22 protein-coding genes are annotated in these 23790 nt (G+C 64.0%); 6 read left to right on the top strand and 16 right to left on the bottom strand.

The features are described 5' to 3' along the window. Positions 1–46 precede the first annotated feature (46 nt). The 4 genes from dut to ubiE are packed head-to-tail and all read right to left on the bottom strand — an operon-like array spanning position 47 to position 4314. The gene (gene dut, locus JQ553_RS03970) at positions 47–505 is read right to left on the bottom strand and encodes a dUTP diphosphatase (protein ID WP_212498553.1); all 459 of its coding nucleotides are present in this window, start codon (positions 503–505) and stop codon (positions 47–49) included. Beyond that, entirely contained in the window at positions 502–1929 is a 1428-nt protein-coding gene (coaBC, locus tag JQ553_RS03965) for a bifunctional phosphopantothenoylcysteine decarboxylase/phosphopantothenate--cysteine ligase CoaBC (RefSeq protein WP_212498552.1), read from the bottom strand. The genes dut and coaBC overlap by 4 nt, the downstream gene beginning before the upstream one ends. 52 nt (positions 1930–1981) lie before the next feature. Continuing rightward, positions 1982–3556, bottom strand: a complete 1575-nt coding sequence (ubiB, locus tag JQ553_RS03960) for a 2-polyprenylphenol 6-hydroxylase (protein ID WP_212498806.1) — start codon at positions 3554–3556, stop codon at positions 1982–1984. Further along, complete coding sequence (gene ubiE / locus JQ553_RS03955; protein WP_212498551.1) at positions 3553–4314, bottom strand: bifunctional demethylmenaquinone methyltransferase/2-methoxy-6-polyprenyl-1,4-benzoquinol methylase UbiE; 762 nt, start codon at positions 4312–4314, stop codon at positions 3553–3555. Before ubiE ends, ubiB begins: the two co-directional genes overlap by 4 nt. A gap of 80 nt (positions 4315–4394) precedes the next feature. On the opposite strand from ubiE, the gene mutM reads away from it, so the two are divergent. Beyond that, on the top strand, positions 4395–5276 hold the full coding sequence (mutM, locus tag JQ553_RS03950) for a bifunctional DNA-formamidopyrimidine glycosylase/DNA-(apurinic or apyrimidinic site) lyase (protein WP_212498550.1): 882 nt from the start codon (positions 4395–4397) through the stop codon (positions 5274–5276). A 43-nt stretch (positions 5277–5319) separates the two neighbouring features. On the opposite strand, the gene JQ553_RS03945 is transcribed toward mutM, so the two are convergent. Beyond that, complete coding sequence (locus JQ553_RS03945) at positions 5320–6651, bottom strand: serine protease (protein WP_249143908.1); 1332 nt, start codon at positions 6649–6651, stop codon at positions 5320–5322. Positions 6652–6906: 255 nt separating this feature from the next. Here JQ553_RS03945 and JQ553_RS03940 point away from each other — a divergent pair, with 255 nt between their 5' ends. Beyond that, positions 6907–7707 carry a molybdopterin-synthase adenylyltransferase MoeB gene (locus JQ553_RS03940; protein ID WP_212498549.1) on the top strand — a complete coding sequence of 267 codons (801 nt, stop codon included), beginning with the start codon at positions 6907–6909 and terminating at the stop codon, positions 7705–7707. Positions 7708–7750: 43 nt separating this feature from the next. Here the strand turns inward: JQ553_RS03940 and JQ553_RS03935 are convergent, their stop codons facing one another. Continuing rightward, positions 7751–8752: a D-glycerate dehydrogenase gene (locus JQ553_RS03935; protein WP_212498548.1), complete on the bottom strand. Its 1002-nt coding sequence runs from the start codon at positions 8750–8752 to the stop codon at positions 7751–7753. A 337-nt stretch (positions 8753–9089) separates the two neighbouring features. Here JQ553_RS03935 and JQ553_RS03930 point away from each other — a divergent pair, with 337 nt between their 5' ends. Next, positions 9090–9617, top strand: coding sequence for an SH3 domain-containing protein (locus tag JQ553_RS03930; RefSeq protein WP_212498804.1), 528 nt, complete (start codon positions 9090–9092; stop codon positions 9615–9617). A 79-nt stretch (positions 9618–9696) separates the two neighbouring features. Here JQ553_RS03930 and irrA read toward each other — a convergent pair whose 3' ends face one another. Next, entirely contained in the window at positions 9697–10188 is a 492-nt protein-coding gene (gene irrA, locus JQ553_RS03925) for an iron response transcriptional regulator IrrA (protein ID WP_283817203.1), read from the bottom strand. A gap of 325 nt (positions 10189–10513) precedes the next feature. Between irrA and fabA the strand changes: the two genes are divergently transcribed. The 3 genes from fabA to fabV all read left to right on the top strand — a co-directional run bounded on the left by fabA (position 10514) and on the right by fabV (position 13562). Continuing rightward, complete coding sequence (gene fabA / locus JQ553_RS03920; protein WP_212498547.1) at positions 10514–11035, top strand: bifunctional 3-hydroxydecanoyl-ACP dehydratase/trans-2-decenoyl-ACP isomerase; 522 nt, start codon at positions 10514–10516, stop codon at positions 11033–11035. Between the two features lie 43 nt (positions 11036–11078). Next, positions 11079–12302, top strand: coding sequence for a beta-ketoacyl-ACP synthase I (gene fabB, locus JQ553_RS03915; RefSeq protein ID WP_212498546.1), 1224 nt, complete (start codon positions 11079–11081; stop codon positions 12300–12302). An 87-nt stretch (positions 12303–12389) separates the two neighbouring features. After that, positions 12390–13562 (top strand): enoyl-ACP reductase FabV, encoded by a 1173-nt coding sequence (gene fabV / locus JQ553_RS03910; RefSeq protein WP_212498545.1) that lies wholly within the window; start codon positions 12390–12392, stop codon positions 13560–13562. 44 nt (positions 13563–13606) lie between these two features. On the opposite strand, the gene JQ553_RS03905 is transcribed toward fabV, so the two are convergent. The 9 genes from JQ553_RS03905 to JQ553_RS03865 form a co-directional block, all read right to left on the bottom strand. Continuing rightward, positions 13607–14203: a glutathione S-transferase family protein gene (locus JQ553_RS03905; protein ID WP_212498544.1), complete on the bottom strand. Its 597-nt coding sequence runs from the start codon at positions 14201–14203 to the stop codon at positions 13607–13609. A 184-nt stretch (positions 14204–14387) separates the two neighbouring features. Continuing rightward, entirely contained in the window at positions 14388–14849 is a 462-nt protein-coding gene (locus JQ553_RS03900; protein WP_212498543.1) for a GNAT family N-acetyltransferase, read from the bottom strand. A 132-nt stretch (positions 14850–14981) separates the two neighbouring features. Continuing rightward, positions 14982–15716, bottom strand: a complete 735-nt coding sequence (locus JQ553_RS03895; protein WP_212498542.1) for a superoxide dismutase — start codon at positions 15714–15716, stop codon at positions 14982–14984. Positions 15717–15910: 194 nt separating this feature from the next. Next, entirely contained in the window at positions 15911–18067 is a 2157-nt protein-coding gene (gene pnp / locus JQ553_RS03890) for a polyribonucleotide nucleotidyltransferase (protein WP_212498541.1), read from the bottom strand. A 316-nt stretch (positions 18068–18383) separates the two neighbouring features. Continuing rightward, positions 18384–18653 (bottom strand): 30S ribosomal protein S15, encoded by a 270-nt coding sequence (gene rpsO / locus JQ553_RS03885; RefSeq protein WP_212498540.1) that lies wholly within the window; start codon positions 18651–18653, stop codon positions 18384–18386. Between the two features lie 2 nt (positions 18654–18655). Then, positions 18656–19762, bottom strand: coding sequence for a tRNA pseudouridine(55) synthase TruB (gene truB / locus JQ553_RS03880; RefSeq protein ID WP_212498539.1), 1107 nt, complete (start codon positions 19760–19762; stop codon positions 18656–18658). Then, positions 19762–20175 (bottom strand): 30S ribosome-binding factor RbfA, encoded by a 414-nt coding sequence (rbfA, locus tag JQ553_RS03875; RefSeq protein WP_212498802.1) that lies wholly within the window; start codon positions 20173–20175, stop codon positions 19762–19764. Before rbfA ends, truB begins: the two co-directional genes overlap by 1 nt. 151 nt (positions 20176–20326) lie before the next feature. Continuing rightward, positions 20327–22990 (bottom strand): translation initiation factor IF-2, encoded by a 2664-nt coding sequence (gene infB, locus JQ553_RS03870; RefSeq protein WP_212498538.1) that lies wholly within the window; start codon positions 22988–22990, stop codon positions 20327–20329. A gap of 110 nt (positions 22991–23100) precedes the next feature. Continuing rightward, the gene (locus tag JQ553_RS03865; RefSeq protein WP_212498537.1) at positions 23101–23787 is read right to left on the bottom strand and encodes an RNA-binding protein; all 687 of its coding nucleotides are present in this window, start codon (positions 23785–23787) and stop codon (positions 23101–23103) included. Between the last annotated feature and the right edge of the window lie 3 nt (positions 23788–23790).

Below are 23790 nucleotides of genomic sequence, written 5' to 3'. Positions count from 1 at the left end.
GATCGCGCGAATTTTATTCGAACTGCTCGTGTTGGTGCGGTTTTCGTCAGCGCCCGGTCGAGCCGAAGCCGCCGCTACCGCGTTCGGTCGCAGAGAGCGAGATGACCGGAACCAGTTCCGCCCGGGTGATGGGCGCGATCACCATTTGCGCGATGCGCTCGCCGCGCTGGATCGGGAACGGTGTATCGCCATGATTGATCAAGAGCACGTTGATTTCGCCGCGATAGTCGGCGTCGATCGTGCCGGGCGCGTTCAGCACGGTGACGCCGTGCTTGGCGGCAAGGCCGGAGCGTGGGCGGACCTGCGCCTCGAAGCCGGCAGGCAGCGCGATCGTGAGCCCGGTCGGCACCATCGCGTATTTCCCGGGTGGCAGGATCAGCGGCGCCTCCGCCGGCACCGCCGCCAGCAGGTCGAGGCCGGCTGCATCAGTGGTCTGGTATGCCGGCAATGCAAGGCCTTCGCCATGCGGCAGCTTGCGGACTTCGACCTTGATCTCGGCGCTCACGAGCTGGTCCCCACGACCTTTGCGATCCGCGACACCAGCTCGGTCGCAACTTCTTCCTTGGTCATGACAGGCCAGGAATCGACATTGACGTCGTTGCCGTCGCGCGACAGCAGATGAACCGCATTGCGATCCCCGCCCATCACGCCGGTGGCCGGCGAGACGTCGTTCGCGATGATCCAGTCGCAGCCCTTGCGCGCCAACTTGGCCTTGGCATTGTCGATCAGGTGCTCGGTCTCGGCGGCAAAGCCGATCACCAACGGCGGGCGTTTGTCTTTCAGCTTCGAGATCGTGGCCAGAATGTCGGGGTTTTCGACGAGCTGCAGAGGCGGCATGCCGGCGGCGGTCTTTTTCAGCTTCTGCGCGCCTTCACTGGCGACGCGCCAGTCGGCAACGGCCGCTGCGAAGATCGCGATATCGGCCGGTAACGCGGCTTCAACCCGATGCAGCATATCGCGCGCCGATTCCACCCGGATCACTGTGACACCCGCGGGATCGCGCAGATCAACCGGGCCGGTAACCAGCGTGACGTCGGCGCCCGCGGTCTGGGCTGCGGCGGCGATGGCATAGCCCTGCTTGCCGGACGAGCGGTTGGCGATGTAGCGCACAGGATCGATTGGCTCATGCGTTGGCCCCGCCGTGATGAGCACGCGCTTCCCGGCAAGCGGACGCGGGCGTGGCGGACGCAGGATATCGACGGCGGCGGCCGCGATTTCAATCGCCTCGGACATCCGCCCGATGCCGGCTTCACCGGCTTCCGCCATTTCGCCGGCAGCGGGCCCGATCATATGGATGCCGTCGCGCCGGAGCTGCAGCACGTTGCGGCGGGTGGCCGGATTGTTCCACATCAGCGGGTTCATCGCCGGTGCGAGCAGGATCTGCTTGTCGGCGGCGAGGAGGATAGCGCTGGCGAGATCGTCGGCATGGCCTTGCGCCATCTTCGCCATCAGGTCGGCGGTCGCCGGCGCCACCACGATCAGATCGCATTCACGCGCCAGACGAATGTGCCCGGCGTCGAATTCGCTGACGGGGTCGAACAGATCCGTGTAGACGCGTTCGTGCGACAGCGCGCTGGCTGCGAGCGGCGTGACGAATTGCTGGGCCGCCTTGGTGAGCACGCAGCGGACGTCGATGTGCCGCTCCTTTAGCCGCCGGATCAGGTCCAGCGCCTTGTAGGCAGCAATGCCGCCTCCGATGATCAGGGTGACGCTTGCCTGTTTGCCAACATCTATGGGCTGCGCGGCAGGCCGGTCAGCCGGCGCGAGTAACGGGGCCGATGCAGTGGCGGCAGGCACCGGCCTGCCCTCACAATACTCCCGCAGGATCACCCGGACCTCTTCCTCGACTGAGCGCCCGTTCTTGGCCGAGCGGAGCCGCAGATAGGACTTGATGGCGTCGTCGAGCTTTCGGATGGTCAGGCTGGCCATGGGCGCCTCCGGCATATGCCATCAATGCTAGCATGATCTGCCATCATTGTAATCACAATTGCCGGATGGCGACCAAAATCCCGATAAAGGTCGCCGCGATGATCCAGAGTGCCACGGTGCGCCAGCGGTTCTTGCGACCTTCGGTGCGGCCCATCGCGGCGATGGTCTCCGGCGATAGCGTGATGCCCTCCCGGCTCATTTTCTCCAGATTATCAAGCACGGCAACGGCGCGTGAGGCGATTGCCGGCAGCCCGGCGAGCACCCGGCTGAGTTCGCCGGCGCCGGCCATCGCGCCCTGGATGCGACCGACCGGGCCGAGGTTGTGCGCGATCCATTCGCGCACAACCGGGTCGGCGATCTTCCAGATATCGAGCTTGGGATCGAAGCCGCGCGCGACGCCTTCGACCACCACCATGGTCTTCTGCAGCAGGATCAACTCGGGCCGGGTCTGCATGTCGAACAGGCCGGTGACTTCGAGCAGCAGGGTCAACAGCTTCGCCATCGAGATTTCTTCGGCGGTGCGGTTGTGGATCGGTTCGCCGATGGCGCGGATGGCCTGCGCGAAATTCTCCACCGAGTGATGGCCCGGCACATAGCCCGCCTCGAAATGCACCTCGGCGACCCTGCGGTAATCGCGCGTGATGAAGCCCAGCAGGATTTCGGCGAGGAAGCGCCGCTCCTTCAGGCCGAGCCGGCCCATAATGCCGAAATCCACCGCCACCAGCCGGCCAGCCTCGTCGAGGAACAGGTTGCCGGGATGCATGTCGGCGTGGAAGAAGCCGTCGCGCAGCGCGTGGCGTAGAAAACTCTGGATCACCTTGCGACCGAGATCGGGCAGGTCGACCTTCGCTTGCGAGAGCCGAGCATGGTCGTTCAGCGCGATGCCGTCGACCCATTCCATCGTCAGCACATTGTGGGCGGTGCGGTCCCAGTCGACCGCCGGCACGCGGAAGTCCGGGTCGTCCTGCGTGTTCTCCGCCATCTCGGAGAGCGCAGCGGCTTCGAGCCGCAAATCCATCTCGATCGCGACCGAGCGCGACATCGTGTTGATGACCTCGACGAGTCGCAGCCGCCGGGCCTCGGCGGAATGCGCCTCCGCATTGCGCGCGACAAAGAAGAAGTCGCTCAGATCGCGGCGAAAGCGCGCCGCGACGTTGGGCCGGAGCACCTTCACCGCAACCTGGTGACGCACGCCGTCGCGCTCGACCTCGCCGCGATGCACCTGCGCGATCGAGGCCGCGGCGACCGCCGGCCCCAGACTCGCAAAGATCTCCGGCAACGGCCGTTCCAGCGATTGCGCAATCACCGCCTCGGCCTCGGCTTGCGAAAACGGGGGCAGCCGGTCCTGCAAGCTTTCCAGATCGCGCGCCACCATCACCCCTACGACGTCGGGTCGGGTTGCAAGAAATTGTCCGAGCTTGAGGTAGGCGGGGCCGAGGCGCGTCAGCGCGCGGGATAGCCGCCGGCTGGACCTGGCGCCGGGCCGTTCGATCAGCCGCGCCAGCTTCAGAGCAAGCTGACCGGGCGGCGGCACCAGAGAGGGATCGACGACGCCGAACACGCCCTCGCGGGCAAACACAATACCTGCGCGGGCGAGGCGCGCGATGTGGGTCAGTGCGGAGATCACAAACGCCAGCCCGAATGCAGCGCGACGATGCCCCCGGAGAGACTCTGCCATTTGACGCGCGCGAAACCGGCGGCGCTGATCATCTCGGCGAATGCGCTCGGCCGCGGGAATTTGCGGATCGACTCGACGAGATATTGGTAGGATTCGGCGTCGCCGGTGACGGCGCGCCCGAGCGGCGGGATCACCTTGAAAGAGAAGAGATCATAGAGGCGATCGAGGCCGGGAACGTCGACCGTCGAAAATTCCAGGCACAGGAAGCGGCTGCCGGGCCTCAGCACGCGATAGGATTCGCGCAACGCGAGCTCGATGCGCGGCACGTTGCGGATGCCGAAGGCGATCGTGTAGGCATCGAACGAACGATCCGCGAAGCTCAGCGCTTCGGCATTGCCCTCCACGAACGAAACCTTGTCGTCGAGATGCCGCGCAGCGGCGCGATTGCGACCGACCTCGAGCATGTCGGTGTTGATGTCGCAGACGGTGGCGCGGAAGCCTGCACCGGCGGCCTTTGCCGCACGGAACGCGATGTCGCCGGTGCCACCGGCGACATCGAGCAGCGCGAACGGTTTGTCGCTCCTCGGCGGATCGAGCGTCGTGATCATAATGTCTTTCCAGACCCGGTGCAGGCCCGCAGACATCAGATCGTTCATCAAGTCATAGCGCGACGCCACGCTGTGAAACACGTCGTTCACCAGCGTCTGCTTTTCGCCCAGGGGGACATCCCTGAAGCCAAAATGGGTGGTTTGATGCGGCCGATCCATCAACTCATACTCCTGGCCGGACCATAGCGCGGCGGCCGCAATGGCGCTATCACGTCACTTCCAAAAGGTGAATGCCTGCTATGCCGGAATTACCCGAAGTCGAGACCGTTCGCCGTGGCCTGCAGCCGGCCATGGAGGGGTCCAAGATCATCAAGGCCGAGGCCCGCCGCAAGGATTTGCGGTTTCCCTTCCAGCAAGACTTCGTCGCCCGCCTCGAGGGCCAAACGGTCACTGGGCTCGGCCGGCGCGCCAAATATCTGATGGCGGACCTGACCTCGGGCGACGTGCTGCTGATGCATCTCGGCATGTCCGGTTCGTTCCGCGTGCTCAGGGACGAGGGCGCTGCCACGCCCGGCCAATTCCATCATCCGCGCGGCGAGGATCGCGCGCACGATCACGTGGTGTTTCACATGTCGTCTGGCGCGGCGATCATATTCAACGATCCGCGCCGTTTCGGTTACATGAAGATCATCGCCCGCAACGGGATCGAGGACGAGCCGCTGCTCAAAGGCCTCGGTCCCGAGCCGCTCGGCAATGAATTCGATGCGGCGATGCTGGCCCGCTCTTGCCACAACAAGAAGACCAGCGTGAAGGCGGCATTGCTCGACCAGCGCGTGGTGGCGGGGCTTGGCAACATCTATGTATGCGAAGCGCTGTTTCGCTCGCGCCTGTCGCCGCGGCGGTTGGCCGCCACGCTCGCGACGAAGAAGGGGGAGCCCACTGATCATTCCCGGCGGCTGGTCGACGCGATCCACTCGGTGCTCAACCAGGCGATCAAGGCCGGCGGCTCCTCGATCAGCGATCATCGGCTGACCAACGGTGAGCTCGGCTACTTCCAGCACTCATTCCAGGTCTACGATCGCGAAGGCGAAAAATGTCGGACCGCAGGCTGCAGTGGCATCGTCAGGCGTTTCACTCAGAACGGCCGCTCGACGTTCTGGTGCCCGAAGTGCCAGAAATGACCACAACGCCGGCTTCTCGCTGCAGGCAGGGCGAAAATCAAGCTTATTTCCGTACGCAGATCACCCGGACGACGGCAGACTTGGCTTCTGTCGATCCGCCCGAGGTACTGACGCCATTGGCCTTCAGGAAATCGCGCACGATGTCGGCCGAGACCAGTGCCGCCTGAGCGGGCGGCGTCGCGTTCGCAGGTCCAGCGACGAGTACAGGCCTGAGCAGCGCGATGCCCGCAAACTTGCCGTCGCCGTCGAGCGCTGCCCCGCCGGAGAAGCCGATCGCCGGCGGCGGGGACAGCGCCGCGTCGCCGCGGCCGAGTTGCGCTACCGAAGCCTTCATGCTGGTCGCGGCCGATCCGCCGCCTTGGTTCTGCGGATCGGCGATGCCGGAGATGTCGAGCGCGGTCTGCGTTGCATTGCCGGCGATATCGAGTGGCTTCAGCCCGCGCGCTCCATAGATGCGCAACAGCGCGAGGTCATGCTCCTTGTCCTCGGCGACGCGGTCGGCGCTGCCATGGCCGGGGATCGTCAGCGCGATGCATTCGTCGGTCGTCACGCGATCGGTGACGATCGCGCCGTCCTCGCTGACCACGACGCCGGTGCCATATTCGACAGTCTTGCGCGGTGGGGGACCGGCCTGCGCTGCTGATGGAAACGCATTGAACGCACTCGACATCGCGATCACCACCGGCTCGACGGTGTTTTCAGTCGCCTGGTCGTAGAGGATGGTCATGACGCGGACCTCGTCACCCCTGAAGGTGCCGCGCAGGTAGAACTTCTTCAGTCCCTGCAGGCCCGACAGCACGAAGAAATCCGGCTTCACCACGGCGTAGTCGACGGTGCGGCCGGCCGGCTCCTTCTTTTCCCGCTCGGCGAGCTTTGCGGCGGTCGGGTTGGATTCCTTGCGCCGTGTCAGCACGACCTGGATCGTGCCGGTCGGCGACGTCCATTTGGCGCCACTGGCATCGCTGGTGAGTTGCGGCACCAGTTTCGTGGGAATGCCGAGGCGCGCCCCGGTCGCGGGCTCGGCAACGATCCGCCAGCCGACATTCTCCTGCCGCTTGCGCGCGGTATCGGCGAGTGCGCCACGCTCCTGGAGGTTGAGCACGCCGGTCGGCTTGCCGCCGCGACTCTTCTGGAATTCCTTGATCGCGTTGACCATGCGCTCACTGACGTCGCCGGTGATCGCGCCGTTATATTCGCCGACCCAGGCGAGGTCCGATTGCAGCGCGAGCCGCTCGGCCTGCGCCATCGCGTTCGCGGTGTCCTCCGGCTTCTGCAGAGCGGGGCGGACAGGCACGGTCGTTACCGTCTTCGGCTTGGCGCCGGTCGTCGATGGCGGCTTCATCTGGGCTTGGGCCGCGCCCATGCCCATGGCCATCAATGTTGCCGAAAGCACCGATCTGATAACAAATCCGGAGGGAATGACAGGAGCCATTGACGTCCACGCAATTGAGCACATCTGCTTGGTCGGCAACAAGCTTGCCCCGGTTCAGGGTACACTTCAAACCCTGGTTCTGAGGAGCGGTGTCAGCCGAGTCTCGAAGGATGGGCTGGGGTCAGGTCAAGACCTCATGGTTCGAGATACGCGATCCGCGCTCCTCACCATGAGGTCGAGAATGGGAACTAACAAACGATGCTGAGCGCCGACGAACTCGAACGCTACGCCCGCCACATCGTGCTGCGCGAGGTGGGCGGCCCCGGCCAGAACGTGCTGAAGGATTCGTCCGTTTTGGTGATCGGCGCGGGCGGCCTCGGCGCGCCGGCGCTGATGTATCTGGCGGCGGCCGGTGTCGGCAAGCTCGGGGTGGTCGATGACGACACCGTGTCGCTGTCCAACCTGCAGCGTCAGATCATCCATGCGACGCCGGACGTCGGAAAGCGCAAGGTCGACAGCGCTGCCGAGCAGATCCACGCGCTCAATCCGCATGTGAAGTTCGAGGCGCACGCGGTGCGGCTCGATGCAAAGAACGTGATGGCGCTGATTGCGGGTTACGATCTGGTGCTCGACGGCTCCGACAATTTCGAGACCCGCTACCTCGTCTCCGACGCCTGCTTTCTTGCCGCCAAACCGCTGATCACGGCGGCGCTCGGACAGTTCGACGGCTCGCTGACCACGATCCGCGCGCATGAGACGAACCCGCAGGGCGAATTCAACCCGACCTATCGCTGCCTGTTTCCCGAGCCGCCGCCGCCGGGCACGGTGCCGGCCTGCGCCGAGGCCGGCGTGATGGGGGCGCTCGCGGGCATTCTGGGATCGATGATGGCGCTGGAGGCGATCCGCGAGATCGTCGGATTCGGCGAGGGCCTGGTCGGCCGCCTGCTGATGGTGGATGCGCGCGCGATGCGCTTCGAGACCTTGCGCTACGTGCGCGATCCACAGAACCCGCTCAACGGTGATGTGCCCACCATTACCGACTTGAGCGGGCAACCCTGATCCTACGACGGCTGTTGCCGCGTCAGCTCACATGGAGTGCGCGTTACAGCATGCTCGGCAGCACGCGATCCGGCGGCTTGTGGTTGTCGAGGAAGGTTCTGATATTGATGATCACCTTCTCGCCCATTTCGACGCGGCCTTCGATGGTAGCCGAGCCCATATGCGGCAAGAGCGTCACCTTCCCGGCCCTTGCCAGGCGCACCAGTTTCGGATTGACCGCGGGTTCGTGTTCATAGACGTCGAGCGCCGCGCCGCCGATCTCGCCGGCTTCGATCAGCTTGATCAGCGTGTCCTCGTCAATCACCTCGCCGCGCGCGGTGTTGACGACATAAGCTTCTTTCCGGATCAATTTCAGCCGCCGCGCCGAGAGCAGATGGAAGGTGGCCGGCGTGTGCGGGCAGTTCACCGAGATGATGTCCATCCGGGCCAGCATCTGGTCGAGGCTCTCCCAATAGGTCGCCCCAAGCTCGTCGGCGATCTTCGGCGCCACGGGGCGGCGGTTGTGATAATGGATCTGCAAGCCGAAGGCGCGGGCGCGGCGCGCCACCGCCTGACCGATGCGGCCCATGCCGATGATGCCGAGGCGCTTGCCGCCAATGCGGTGTCCGAGCATCCAGGTCGGCGACCAGCCCGCCCAATTCTTGCCGTCGGTGAGGATGGAGGCGCCTTCGATCAGCCGGCGCGGCACCGCGAGGATCAGCGCCATGGTCATGTCGGCGGTGTCCTCGGTCAGCACTTTCGGCGTGTTCGTCACGGTGATGCCGCGCGCATGCGCTGCCGCTACGTCGATGTTGTCGACGCCGTTGCCGAAATTGGCGATCATCCGAAGCTTGCAGTCTGGCTGGTTGATGGTGTCCTCGCGGATCATGTCCGTCACCGTCGGCACCAGCACGTCGGCGCTGCGCACGGCTTCGGCAATCTGCTCCGCGGTCATGGGCGTGTCGTCGAGATTGAGCCGGGCATCGAACAATTCGCGCATCCGGGTCTCGATCGAGTCCGGCAGCTTGCGGGTGACGACGACAAGAGGCTTTTTCTTTACCGACATGTTTTGCTCTCATGAGGTGTGAGGCGAGCCCCAAAATTCAGGCCGTTCAGACCTCATTAACCCGGTTGATCGACACTGCTGACAGCCGCGCCGTCCCGGCGATTCCTCTGCGTTTCCTAGGGTTCCCCGATGCTTACCTTGGATCGGCAAGGGAAAACTCGGGCGTTTTGGTTCTCAGACGTTCCGTCCTCTCTAGCAGAAGGCCGGCCCAAGACAAGAACCCCTCGGAAATCATGGACCGGGGAGCGAACAGGCGGGACAGGGGCTGGGTTCAGGCGTGGGTGGGTTGCAACTTGTCGAACGCGAGTTGACGATCTCGACAGGAGACGAGGTGATGGTGGCGTTGGGGCGTTTCTCTTCATTGGCCGCGTTGGTCGGCTGCATTCTGGGTGCCTCGGTCACGACAGGACATTCCGCCAAGGACTCGAGCCCGACCACCAGCGGGCTACCGATCCCGCGCTATGTCAGCCTGAAATCCGACCATGTGAATGTCCGCGCCGGCCCCACCAAGGACAATGACGTCGCCTGGGTCTACACGCGCTCCGGCCTGCCGGTCGAAATCACCGCTGAATTCGAGAACTGGCGCCGGGTGCGCGATTCCGAAGGGGCCGAAGGCTGGGTCTATCACTCCCTGCTGTCGGGCCGTCGCACCGCCGTCGTCACAATGAAGAGCAAGGAGGATCTCGCCTCGCTCTACGACCGTCCGGATCCCGCCAGCGGGGTCGCTGCGCGCTTGCAGGTCGGGGTGGTCGCCCAGGTCAAGAAGTGCGCCAACGGTTGGTGTCGTATCGCGGGCAACGGCTTCGACGGCTGGATCGAGCAGCAGCGCCTGTGGGGTGTCTACGCCGACGAGAAGGTCGATTGAGTTTTTGCGGCCGCGAAGTCGAAAACAACAATGGCCGAGACGAACCCGGCCATGACGGTCATTTTCGCAACACGATAGGTCAGCGCTTCTTGCGCAGGCGAACGACCATGTCGACGCGGGCGATCTCGTAGCCTTCCGGCACGTCGGGCATCTTCGACAGCACGAGGTTCGGATCGGGGATGTCGACCAGCTCGTGATTGTGCTCAAGATAGAAATGGTGATGCGCCGAGACGTTGGTGTCGAAATAGGTCTTGGTGCCATCGACGCTGACCTGACGGAGCAAGCCGGCATCCGTGAGCTGGTTCAGGGTGTTGTAGACGGTCGCCAGCGACACCGGAACCTTGGCCAGCGTAGCTTCCTCGTAAAGCATTTCGGCGGTCAGATGGCGGGCGCCCTTGCCGAACAACAGCCACCCCAGCGCCATGCGCTGACGGGTCGGCCGAAGGCCCGCGGCCTGCAGCATCTCGTTGACGTCATGCCAGGGGCAACCCGTCAAAGCCGGATGGTGCGCAGCGCCACGTGCGGCCGGGTGCACGTCGTCATCGTTCAAAACCGGTGATTCCTCGCTCATATCCACTCTATGCACGAAACGCGGGCCATATTCCCGAACAATATAAAAGACCCGAGGATAGATGCAAGTTTTTCGCAACTAGAACGGATCCAAGGTGAACCGGGAACCCCATGGAGACGCGGCGATTTATCCTCTCAATGCCGCTTTGCCGCCTCATTGAGCCTATGTTAGAGAGCGCGCGGACCACATATGCGCTTTCGGCAGAGACGGTTGCCTGTAGCGTACCCAGGTAGCGCCATCATGCGGGACGTTTTCGAGGTTCCGCGGGAAGCGGTCCGTTCGGCAAGAGCGCTTCGTCGGGACATTTTGAGAGGTGGATAAGAGGATGCTGGATCGGCGCAGCGGTTATGAGTTCGAGGATTTGCTGGCTTGTGGCCGGGGTGAGCTTTTTGGCCCCGGCAACGCCCAGTTGCCGTTGCCGCCGATGCTCATGTTCGATCGCATCAGCCAGATTTCGGAAAGTGGCGGAGAGTTCGGCAAGGGGTTGGTCCGCGCCGAACTCGACGTCGAGTCGGACCTCTGGTTCTTCGGCTGCCATTTCAAGAACGATCCGGTCATGCCGGGTTGCCTCGGCCTCGACGCCATGTGGCAGATGGTCGGCTTTTATCTCGGATGGATTGGCGGCGAAGGCCGTGGCCGCGCGCTCGGCCTAGGCGAGTTGAAGTTCTCAGGCCAGGTGCTGCCGCATGCGCGCAAGGTTGTGTACAACATCGATATCAAACGCGTGATGCGCTCAAAGCTCGTGCTCGGAATTGCCGACGGCTGGCTTTCCATGGACGACGAGATTATCTATCGGGCCAAGGATCTCAAGGTTGGCTTGTTCAAGCAGGGCACGGCGCCTTCTTGAGCAATAACATGGCAGCAAAGCAAAACGGCAGGGCGAGGCGAACATGAAGCGGGTTGTCATCACGGGGATGGGCATTGTCTCATCCATCGGTAACAACACCCAGGAAGTGCTTGCGAGCCTTTACGAGGCGAGGTCCGGCATCACGCGCGCGGAGAAGCATGCGGAGCTTGGCTTTCGCTCGCAGGTGCAGGGCGCGCCCACGCTGAACCCGGCCGAAGTGATCGATCGCCGCGCCATGCGCTTCCTCGCTGAGGGTGCGGCCTGGAATCACGTCGCGATGGAGCAGGCGATCCGCGACTCCGGGCTCGAACCCGATCAGGTCTCGAACATCCGTACCGGCATCATCATGGGATCGGGCGGGCCATCGACACGGACGCTGGTGGAAGCAGCCGACATCGCCCGCACCAAGGGCCCGAAGCGGGTCGGGCCGTTTGCAGTGCCGAAGGGCATGTCGTCAACCGCATCGGCGACGCTTGCGACCTGGTTCAAGATCAAGGGCGTGAACTACTCGATCTCGTCGGCTTGCGCGACCTCGAACCATTGTATCGGCAACGCCTACGAGACTATCCAGATCGGCAAGCAGGACGTCATCTTCGCCGGCGGTTGCGAGGAACTCGACTGGACGCTGTCTGTGCTGTTCGACGCCATGGGCGCGATGTCCTCGAAGTACAACGACACCCCGGCAACCGCCTCGCGGCCCTACGACCTCAATCGAGACGGATTCGTGATCGCCGGCGGCGCGGGCGTGCTGGTGCTGGAAGAGCTCGAGCACGCCAGAGCGCGCGGCGCGCGCATCTATGCCGAGGTGGTCGGCTATGGCGCGACGTCCGACGGCTACGACATGGTGGCGCCGTCCGGCGAAGGCGCCGAGCGCTGCATGCGTATGGCGCTGGAAACGGTCAAGGGGCCGATCGACTACATCAATCCGCACGCGACGTCGACGCCGGCCGGAGATCCGCCGGAGATCGAAGCGATCCGCAAGGTATTCGGCGTCGGCGACAAGTGCCCGCCGATCTCCGCGACCAAGGCGCTGACCGGCCATTCGCTCGGCGCCACCGGCGTGCAGGAGGCGATCTATTCGCTGTTGATGCTCAACAACGGCTTTATCTGCGAAAGCGCGCACATCATCGAGCTCGATCCGGTGTTCGCCGACATGCCGATCGTGCGCAAGCGCATCGACAACGCCAAGCTCAATACGGTGCTGTCGAATTCATTCGGCTTCGGCGGCACCAATGCCACACTGGTGTTCCAGCGGCTGGATGCGTGATCTCATCTCTTTGTTTGAGCATGATCTTTTCGGAGAACCGCGACACACTGCTCCGAATCATGCTCGAGGATCCGAAACGGAGTGGGCATGATTATCGAACCGCGCGTGCGAGGCTTCATCTGCACGACGGCACATCCCGCCGGCTGTGCCACCAACGTCCGCGAGCAGATCGCTTATGTACTCCGCCATGGCCCCATTCCGGAGTGCCCCAAGCGCGTCGCCGTGCTCGGGTGTTCGACCGGCTATGGCCTTGCGAGCCGCATTGTCGCGACCTTCGCCGGCGGCGCCGAGACCATCGGCGTGTCGCTGGAGCGCGAGCCTTCGGCAACCAGATCCGGCAGCGCCGGCTGGTACAACAACCGCGCGTTCGAGATCGAGGCGCAGAAGATCGGACGATCTCCCCTCACGATTGAGGGCGACGCCTTTTCCGACGAGCTGAAGAAAACCTTCATCGACCGTGTCCGCGAAAAGTTCGGACAGCTGGACATGCTGGTCTACAGCATGGCCGCACCGGTCCGGACCGATCCGGTCACGGGCAAGACCTTTCGCTCCGCGATCAAGCCGCTCGGCGCCCCCGTCGAGATCAAGACTCTCAACACTGAAACCGGTGAGGTCTACGAAACCACCATTGCGCCGGCGAGTGAGGATGAAGCGGCTGCCACGGTCGCTGTGATGGGCGGCGATGACTGGAAGCGCTGGGTCGACCAGCTCGCGGACGCCGGCGTCCTGGCGCCGGGTTTCCGCACGCTCAACTACACCTATATCGGCAGCGAACTGACTTGGCCGATCTACTGGAAGGGCACCCTGGGTCGCGCCAAGGTCGATCTCGACCGCAAGGCGGAAGAGATCCGGGGTCGGCTCGGCCAGGATGCGGCCCGCGTCGTGGCGCTGAAGGCCGTGGTCACCCAGGCAAGCTCGGCCATTCCGGTCGTGCCGCTCTATGGCACGGTGCTGTTCAAGGTGATGAAGCAGCTCGGGCTCCATGAAGGCTGCATCGAACAGATCGATCGACTGTTCCGAACCCGCCTCGGTCGGGACGCCGCAGTCGATGAGGCGCAGCGGCTTCGAGTCGACGATTGGGAGCTGTCGCCCGAAGTTCAGGCGGAGGTGTCGCGCCGTTGGCCTCTGCTCTCCACGGAAACGCTCGGCGAACTGGCAGACCTTGCAGAATACAAGAGCCAGTTCCTTCGCCTGTTCGGGTTTGGTATTGAAGGCGTCGACTACGCGCAGGACGTGGATCCTCGCGTCGTCCCGGGTTAAGGCGCCTGTTAAACTGCCGTAGCAAGCCCGTCCGGGCGATATAATCAACCCGCCGCGATCTTCTCCGCGCGCTGGAATGCCGGTCGCGCCACGCAGCGATCGATATAGGCGTCGAACGACGGCCGCTGCGGCACCATCTTGAACACCCGCGCCGCATAGTTCAGCCCTGACCCGATCGTTATGTCGGCGGCGGAGAACTGGTCGCCGAGGATCCACGGCCCTTTTTGCAACTCGGCATCGAGCACGTCGAACACCTGCGCCGCGCTGCCCCACGCCGCCGTGGTCGTGGGCACCTCGAGCTTGGTGAAGATCTGGATCAACGCCGGCTCGATGCAACTCGGCGAGAAGAACAACCACTGCAAATACCGTGCGCGCTTGGGATCGTTGGCGGCCGGTGCAAGCTTTGTCTCTGGATAGCGGTCGGCGATGTAGGCGCAGATTGCCGCGGCCTCGCCGAGCTGAGCCTCGCCATCGCTCAGCCCCGGCACCTTGCCCATCGGGTTGACCTTCAGGTAGTCCGGCGCCTTCTGCGCGCCCGTCGCGATATCAGTCAGCACGCGCTCATAAGGGAGCCCCGTTTCCTCCATCAGCCAGATTGCGGTGAACGAACGCGAGCGCGGCGACCAATAAAGCCTGATCATGGTGCTGGACCTTTCATCGTCGTGGGACGAACCGCCGCCCCTGTCATTGCGCTTCCGCGTTGGATTTGCAACGCACTACGCCTGGGACGAACGAGCCCGGATCAGGCCGACATCTTGGTCAACTATTTTTGGTGCGGCTGATTGACGGCCGGCGACAGAGGCGAATCGAGGCCACCTGCACCCGTTATGCACTGTCTGTCCGCTTCCAGCGGTAGTATTTCATCATCAACCCGGTCACCGGATTCAATTTTTCGTCCTCGAACGCAAAACCTTCGCGCTCATACCAGCGCCAGGCCTTTTCATTGTCGCGCGCGCAGCGCAGCCAGATCTCATCGGGCAGTTGCCGACGCGCGAAGGCAAGCAGCCGCCGGCCAAGACTCCGGCCCTGATAGGCCGGTGCGATCATGAGTTGATCGAGAAGGACCGTCGGCAGATGCAACGCCAGCATGCCGGCGATCGTGCCGCGATCGTCGGCGACGAACAGACTCCAGCCCTTCTCGATCTCGCGCGACATACGCGCGCGCAAATCGCTCAGCAGCCCATCGCTCGGCTGCGAGAGTCCGGTCGTGACCCGGCTTTCCATCCAGACGCGGGCGATCTCGTCATGTTCGTCCGGGCGGGCAGGGCGGATGGTCGGCTGCATCATTGTCGATTCCCTGACGTCGGCTCCGAACGATCCGGAGGGCGAGGCACGAAGAAGCCCCACGATCAACTCGTGGGGCTGTGCTCTTTCAAGTGCAGCGCATCATTATGCGACGAGCGAGCCTGTCTGGGGCAATCATACACCCAGCGTGCCGGCTTTCGCCGCGGCGTAGCGCTCGGAAATCGCCTTCCAGTTCACCGTATTCCACCAGGCCTTCAGGTAGTCGGGGCGGCGGTTCTGGTAGGTGAGGTAATAGGCATGCTCCCAGACATCATTGCCGAGCAGCGCGCGCTTGCCGTCCATGATCGGGCTGTCCTGGTTCGGGCGCGTCTCGATCGCAAGCTTGCCGTCCTTGGTCACGGTGACGAAGACCCAGCCCGAGCCGAACACGCGCCCGCCCGCAGCATTGAATTCGGCCTGCAGCTTTTCCATTCCGCCGAGGTCGCGGTCGATTGCCGCGAGCACGTCGCCCTCGGGCTTGCCGCCATTCGGCCCCATGATCTGCCAGAACATCGTGTGGTTGACATGGCCGCCCATATTGTTGCGCACGCCGGTGCGGATCGATTCCGGCACATTGCCGAGATTGCCGAGCACCTCGACAAGCGGCTTCTCGGCGATTTGCAGGTGGTCCTTGGCGAAGGTGTTGAGGTTGGTGACGTAGGCCTGGTGGTGCTTGTCGTGATGGATCTCCATCGTCTTGGCGTCGATATGCGGCTCCAGCGCGCTCGTCGGATAGGGCAGCGGATCAATCTTGAATGGTCCGGCAGGAGCCGGCGCAGTGGCTTGAGCGAATGCAAGGCGCGACGACACGGCTGCGGTGGCGATGCCGCTTGCGGCCATAATGAGGTGGCGCCGGGACAGGAATGACATCGTGGTTCTCCATGCTGGGAAACGTCATCACGTTAGGTACGGGATACGACGGGGTTCCAGACACTGCCGGTCACAATATCGGGGCCAAACCGCGCAAGGCAATCAGCTGAGATTGATTTGCATTGCAACGACCGAAAAAAGAAAGGGGCCGCCATGCAGGCCGCCCCTTTCGTAACAATCGGATATCCCTCGCCTTATTCGCCGGCAGCCTCGCGCGGGGCGGGCGCCTCGGCCTTCTGCTTGGCTTCGAGGTCTTCGCCGGTCTGCTGATCGACCGCCTTCATCGACAGGCGGGTCTTGCCGCGGTCATCGAAGCCGAGCAGCTTGACCTTGACCTTGTCGCCTTCCTTGACGACGTCGGAGGTCTTCTGCACGCGGTTGGCGGCGAGCTGGCTGATATGGACGAGGCCGTCCTTGGCGCCGAAGAAGTTCACGAAGGCGCCGAACTCCATAACCTTGACGACGGTGCCCTCATAGATCTGGCCGACTTCCGGATCGGAGGCGATCGACTTGATCCACTTGATCGCGGCCTTCATCGCCTCGCCGTCGTTGGAGGCGACCTTCACGGTGCCGTCATCCTCGATATTGACCTTGGCGCCAGTCTTCTCGACGATCTCGCGGATCACCTTGCCGCCGGTGCCGATCACTTCGCGGATCTTGTCGGTCGCAATCTTGAAGGTTTCGATACGCGGCGCGTATTCGCCAAGCTCGGCGCGGGCGGCAGTCAAGGCCTTGGCCATCTCGCCGAGGATGTGGATGCGGCCTTCCTTGGCCTGGCCAAGCGCGACGCGCATGATCTCCTCGGTGATGCCCTCGATCTTGATGTCCATCTGCAGCGAGGTGATGCCCTGGTCGGTGCCGGCGACCTTGAAGTCCATGTCGCCGAGATGATCCTCGTCGCCGAGGATATCCGACAGCACGGCGAAGCGCTGGCCTTCGAGGATCAGGCCCATCGCGATGCCCGCGGTCGGCCGCTTCAACGGCACGCCGGCATCCATCAACGACAGCGAGGCGCCACAGACCGACGCCATCGACGACGAGCCGTTCGATTCGGTGATCTCGGAAACCACGCGCACCGTGTAGGGGAATTCGTGGTGCGGCGGCAGCACCGGGTGGATCGCGCGCCAGGCTAGCTTGCCGTGGCCGATCTCGCGGCGCTTGGTGCCGCCGAGCCGCCCGGTTTCACCGACCGAGTAGGGCGGGAAGTTGTAGTGCAGCAGGAACGTCTCCTTGTAGGTTCCCGACAGCGCATCGACATACTGCTCGTCCTCGCCGGTGCCGAGCGTGGTCACGACCATCGCCTGGGTCTCGCCGCGGGTGAACAGTGCCGAGCCGTGGGCGCGCGGCAGCACGCCGGCCTCGGCAATGATGTTGCGCACGGTCTTGACATCGCGGCCGTCGATGCGCCTGCCGGTGTCGAGGATGTTCCAGCGGACGATCTTGGCTTCGAGCTCCTTGAACACATCGGCAACGCGCAGCTTGTCGTATTTCGGCTCCTGCCCTTCCGGGAAGAAGTGCGCCATCACCTTCTCCTTGACGGCGCCAACGGCGGCGTAACGCTCCTGCTTCACCGGGATCGCGTAAGCCTTGCGCAGGTCCTGCTCGGCAAGCGCGAGCATTTCCTTCTCGATCTCCGAATTGTCGATCGGGGTGACTTCGAGCGGCTCCTTGGCGGCCTTCTCGGCGAGTTCGATGATCGCGTTGATGACCGGCTGGAAGTGGCGGTGGCCGAACATGACCGCGCCGAGCATCACGTCCTCATTCAGCTCCTTTGCTTCCGATTCCACCATCAGCACGGCGTCGGCGGTGCCGGCGACGACCAGGTCCAGCTGGGTCTCGGCCATCTCGTCGAGCGTCGGGTTGAGCACGTATTCGTCGTTGGCGAAGCCGACGCGCGCGGCGCCGATCGGGCCCTTGAACGGCACGCCGGACAGCGTCAGCGCGGCGGAGGCCGCGACCATCGCCAGAACGTCCGGATCGTTCTCCATGTCGTGCGACAGGGTGGTGATGATCACCTGGGTCTCGTTGCGCCAGCCGTCGACGAACAGCGGGCGGATCGGGCGGTCGATCAGGCGGGAGACCAGCGTCTCCTTTTCGGTCGGGCGTCCTTCGCGCTTGAAATAGCCTCCGGGGATGCGGCCCGCGGCGTAGGCCTTCTCCTGGTAATCGACCGTGAGCGGCAGGAAGTCGACGCCCTCGCGCGGCGCCCTCGCCGCAACAACGGTGGCAAGCACCACCGTCTCGCCATAGGTGGCCATCACGGCGCCGTCGGCCTGGCGGGCGATCTTGCCGGTTTCAAGCTTGAGGGGACGTCCACCCCAGTCGATCTCGACGGAATGAGTATTGAACATATCGGTCTCTTTCATGGTTTCGCGAAAGCACGGCGCCGCAAAACGCAAAGACCATGCGCAAGACGGCCGGACGCTGCCGCCATCCGGCGATCAGCATCCGGCGATCCTGCCATGGTCCTTGAATTTCGGATGGCGTCCATCCTTTCGGTCATCTGGGCATCTTGCCCCGTCCAACTGCCGGATTGCTGCTGGACGCTAGTGCGGATGGCTTGCATGCCATGCTGTTGCGCATGATCGTCTTTCGACAATTCGAAAGTCCGGGTCTCGGAAGATCACACGAAAACGCGCGCGAACCCCGCGCGCGTGTTTCTCAAAATCAACGACGGATGTTGTGCTTTTCGAGCAGTGCCTTGTAACGCGCTTCGTCCTTCTTCTTGATGTAATCGAGAAGGGAGCGACGCGTCGACACGAGCTTCAGGAGGCCGCGGCGTGAATGGTTGTCCTTCACGTGGGTCTTGAAGTGCTCGGTGAGATTGTTGATGCGTTCCGACAGGATCGCGACCTGAACCTCAGGCGAGCCGGTGTCGCCGGCTTTGGTGGCATTCGTCTGGATGACTTCCGCTTTGCGTTGCGCGGTAATCGACATCGTCAGTTGCTTCCATTGTTGCGAGCCGGACCGGCAGTCAGTCCACTCAGGTTGAACACGCGCTTGGGGATGAGTTCGCCATTGCCAATTTCGGCAAGCGCGAGAAGTCGACCTGCCACCGTGACATAGACTGTGCCGCTGCCAGTGGGCGCATCCCGTCCGCGCAACAAAACGGCCTGGCCCCTGTGGAGCCTTGCCGCATCAGCCCGTGTGACGGCCAGTGCCGGGATGTCGTCCAGCGCGGTCTCAACGGGCAAAAGCGCGTCGGCGAGGCTGCCCTCGCCAGACGCGGCTCTATTACATAAAGCCTCCAATTGTTCCAGCGAAATCATGTCCCGCTCGGTAAACGGGCCGACAATGGTCCGCCGCAGCCCGCAGATATGGCCGAAACAGCCCAAAATCCGGCCGATGTCGCGCGCCAGGGCGCGGACATAGGTTCCCTTGCCGCACTCGGCCTCGAACACTGATTGATCGCTATCCCCATGCTCCACAAGGGTCAATTCGTGGATCTCGACCACTCGGGGCTGCAATTGCACGGTTTCGCCGTCGCGCGCGAGGTCGTAGGCGCGTTCGCCCTGTACCTTGATCGCCGAATATTGCGGCGGGATCTGCTCGATCTTGCCGGTGAAGCGAGGCAACAACTCCCGGATCGAATTGGCCGTGGGCCGGGCTTTGCTGGTCTTGACCACCCGTCCCTCGGTGTCGTCGGTGTCGCGTTCCGCACCCCACGCCACGGTGAAGCGGTAGCGCTTGCGGCCGTCCATCACGAAGGGGACCGTCTTGGTGGCCTCGCCGAGCGCGATCGGCAGGCCGCCGGAGGCGAGCGGATCAAGCGTGCCGGCATGGCCTGCGCGCTTGGCCTGGAACAGCCGCTTGAGCACCGCGACCGCGTGCGTCGAGGTCATGCCGATCGGCTTGTCGAGGACGACCCAGCCGTGCACGTCGCGCTTGTCGCGGCGTGGTTGAGCCCGCTTTCCCTGCCTGTGGCGCGGATCGTTATCGACACGTCGCGACGCGTCATCGCGCTGCTCGGAAAAAAGATTCGCGTCAGCGTCGCGCGCGTCGGCATTCTGCGCGTCGATCACGCTGTTTGTGGTCGTCACAATCATCACTCGTCGTCCGATTCGGGTGCGAGGTCTCTTTGCACCGCAGGTGTTCGCAGTAATTTCTCGATACGTTCCGCTTCGTCGAATCGCTCATCGACGCGGAAGCGAATGTCAGGTGCAAATTTCAGGTTAACGCGATGCGCGATCTCGCCGCGCAGGAATTTCTTGTTGCGCTCGAGTGCTGCGATCACGACGTCGGTGTCGCGTCCACCGAGCGGCATCACGTAGATCGTGGCGAGCTTCAGGTCTGGCGACATACGCACCTCGGGAACGGTGATAATGTGGCCTTCCAGATCCGGATCGTGGACGTCACCGTGCGACAGAATATCGGCGAGCGCGTGGCGAACGGTTTCGCCGACTCGCAATTGACGTTGCGAGCCGCCGGGGGTGGAGCTCTTCTTGTGCTGACGGGGCATGAACCTTTCCAAAACCGTCACACCCGCGGCCGGCCACGGGTGTCGATGTTCCTAGCTTTCAAATCAAGCAATGCACGAGCAGGCGGCGCAGGTCCGGCCACGCCGCTGCAATTGCAGTCAAGTGAATCCCGGCGCGTCGTAAGGCTTGGACTTACAGCGAGCGCTGGATCGTTTCGATGCGGTAGCACTCGATCACATCGCCGACACGCATGTCGCCGTAGTTCTCGAACGCCATGCCGCACTCCTGGCCGGCGACCACTTCCTTCACTTCATCCTTGAAGCGCTTCAGCGTGGACAGCTTGCCTTCGTGCACCACGACGTTGTCGCGGATCAGGCGGACATTGGCGCCACGCTCCACGGTTCCGTCGGTGACGCGGCAGCCCGCGACCTTGCCGACCTTGGAAATGTTGAACACTTCCAGGATCTGCGCGTTGCCCAGCATGGTCTCGCGCAGCGTGGGCGCAAGCAGGCCGGACATCGCTTTTTTGATGTCATCCACGAGATCGTAGATGATGTTGTAGTAGCGGATCTCGATGCCGTTGCGCTTGGCCGCGGCGGCCGCTTCCTTGTTGGCGCGGACCGAGAACCCGATGATCGCGGCATTGAAGCCTTCCGCCAGCGTTACGTCGGATTCCGAGATGCCGCCGACGCCGGCATGCAGGATGCGGGCTGCGACTTCGTCGGTGCCGAGCTTCTCGAGCGAGCCCAGGATCGCTTCCAGCGAGCCCTGCACGTCGGCCTTCACGATCAGCGGGAATTCCTTGCGGCCCGCGGTCTTGAGCTGCGACATCATCTGCTCGAGCGAGCCGCGCATGCCGGAGATCGAGGCGGCGGCGTTCTCGCGCTTCTGGTGCGCGCGGTAGCTCGTGACCTGGCGGGCGCGGGCCTCGTTCTCGACCACCGCGAGACGGTCGCCGGCCTCCGGCGGGCCGTTGAAGCCGAGTACTTCGACCGGCACGGACGGGCCGGCCTCGTCGAGATTCTCGCCCTGGTCCGAGATCAGCGCGCGGACGCGGCCCATCTCGGCGCCGGCCACGATGATGTCGCCGACGCGCAGCGTACCGCGCTGGACCAGCACGGTCGCGACCGGGCCGCGGCCGCGATCGAGCTTGGCTTCGATTACGGTGCCTTCCGCCGGACGCTGCGAATTGGTCTTCAACTCCAGGATTTCGGCCTGCAGCGCAATCATTTCCAGGAGCTTGTCGAGATTGGTCTTGTCCTTGGCGGACACCTCGACGTCGACGACGTCGCCGCCGAGCGATTCGACCTGCACCTCATGCTGCAGCAATTCGGTGCGCACGCGCTCCGGCCTCGCATCGGGCTTGTCGATCTTGTTGATCGCCACGATCATTGGCACCTTGGCCGCCTTGGCGTGGTTGATCGCTTCCACCGTCTGCGGCATTACGCCGTCGTCGGCAGCAACCACCAGCACGACGATATCGGTGACCTTGGCGCCGCGCGCGCGCATCGCGGTGAAGGCGGCGTGGCCGGGCGTGTCGATGAAGGTGATCTTGGTGCCGCTCTCTGGCGAGAGCACCTGGTAGGCGCCGATATGCTGGGTGATGCCCCCGGCTTCGCCCGACACCACATTGGCGTGGCGCAGTGCGTCGAGCAGTGAGGTCTTGCCGTGGTCGACATGGCCCATGACCGTCACCACGGGCGAACGCGGCTCGGTATCGGTGGAATCATCGACAACGTCGAACAGGCCTTCTTCCACGTCGGCCGCGGCGACGCGCTTGACTGAGTGGCCGAGCTCCTCGGCAATCAGTTGCGCGGTGTCGGCGTCGATCACGTCGGTGATCTTGTGCATCGCGCCCTGCTTCATCAGCATGCGGATGACGTCGACCGCGCGCTCCGACATGCGATTCGCGAGTTCCTGAATCGTGATCGCCTCCGGGATCGTGACCTCACGAACCAGCTTTTCCTTTGGCTCGTTCGAGGCGTGGCCCTTCAGACGCTGGGTGCGCCGGCGGAACGAAGCGATTGAGCGTTCGCGCACGTCGTCGGCGTCGAGCGCGGTGACGACCGTGAGGCGGCCACGCTGCTTCTGCGGACCGGGCTTGTGGGTGGTCTTCGGCGCGGCGGCGGGACGCACGGCGCCTCCCGGCCGGCGCACGAGACGCGGACCCTCATCGTCGTCAGCCTCGGCGGCGACCGCCGGCGTGCGCGGTGCGGAGGCCGGCGTTCGAGCAGGTGCGGATGTCGAAGTGCGGGCCGGCGCAGACGTGGCTGCCGGCTTGACGGCGGCAGTCGGCGCCGCCGCGACGGGTTTGGCCTCGGCTTCGCCAAAGCGGCGCTTGGCCTCGGTCTCGGCCTTTCGCTTGGCTTCCTCTTCCTGGCGATGGCGCTCTTCCTCTGCCTTGCGGCGGGCTTCGGCGGCCTCGCGCTCGGCCTTCTCGGCGACCTCGCGACTGGCGCGGCGCCTGGCCTCCTCTTCGGCCTGACGGCGCTCCTCGATATCGCGCTGCCTGGCATCCGCCAAAGCGCTGGCGCGCGCCGACCGCTCGTCCTCGGTCAGCGTGCGCAGCACGACCCCCGATCCGGCATTGCGTTGGCTTGCGGGCGTGCCCGGCCGGCCGAGCGGCGGCTTGGCCGCCGGCGCCGCCGGTTTGGCGGTTACGGGTTCCGGCGCGTGCGTCTCGGCCGGCCCGTCGCCGCCGATGCGGCGTTTGCCACGCTTCTCGACCACGACCTGCTTGGTCCGGCCGTGGCTGAAGCTCTGGCGCACGGTGCCCGTCTCGACGCGAGGCTTGATCGTCAAGGTCTTGGTCGGGACACTCAAAGTCTTGTCGCCAGGGGTCTTGGTATCAACCATTCAGCAGTCCTAATCTCGTTTCGCTGTGCGTTTTCCCGCACAAATCTTTCAACAGGTCGTCTTTTGTTGAGCGTGATCCCGTCGGAAAAAGCGGTAGCCGCCTTCCCGGGTCATGCTCTGGAATTTCTGGCCGCTTCGGCGGTCTTGTCGTCGTCGGCCATCCGGTATCGGACCAGCATCTGGCAGCGCGACAAGAACGTCTTGCTCGCTGGGCCCGCGAGCAGCGCAGCATGTACCACATTTGACCGCCCAAGTGCCAAATCCAATTCTGCCGACGTCAAAACATTGACGACCGCGATTACCGGCGATTCACCATGTTTTTCGCCCCTTTGCCGCACGATCGCGTCTAATTTGCGGATTCCGTCGGCGGCGCCGTCGGCGGCGTGGACCAGGGCCGCGGTTTCGCCCCGGTTGAGGGCGTCCTCTACCTTGCCGAAGCCCGAGACGACCTGGCCGCCCTTGGCGGCCATCGCCAGCGCCTCGACCGCGCTGCGCACCAGCAATGCCTCGGTATCGCTGGGAAGGGTCGGCGCGACACGGACATCGCGCTTGAATCCCTTGCTAAATTGGTGACGGCGGACGGCTTCCGCAACGCTTCTTCGCGATGCCAAAACCCATAATCCCCGGCCGGGCAGCTTGCGCTTGACGTCCGGGATCACCTCACCGGTGGGGGCGACGACGAATCGGATCAGTTCGGCGATGGGACGCACCTCGCGGCTGACCGCGCACATCCGCGTGGTCGCGGACCTGGTGGTTCGCGGCCCATCGTCGAGATCGAGGTCAGCCTGCGCGAGCATTCG

The sequence above is a fragment of the Bradyrhizobium lablabi genome, assembly GCF_018131005.1.
Classification (GTDB): Bacteria; Pseudomonadota; Alphaproteobacteria; order Rhizobiales; family Xanthobacteraceae; genus Bradyrhizobium; species Bradyrhizobium lablabi_D.
The sequence above is the reverse complement of the archived record's forward strand: the minus strand, read 5'-3'. Positions and strand labels throughout refer to the sequence as shown.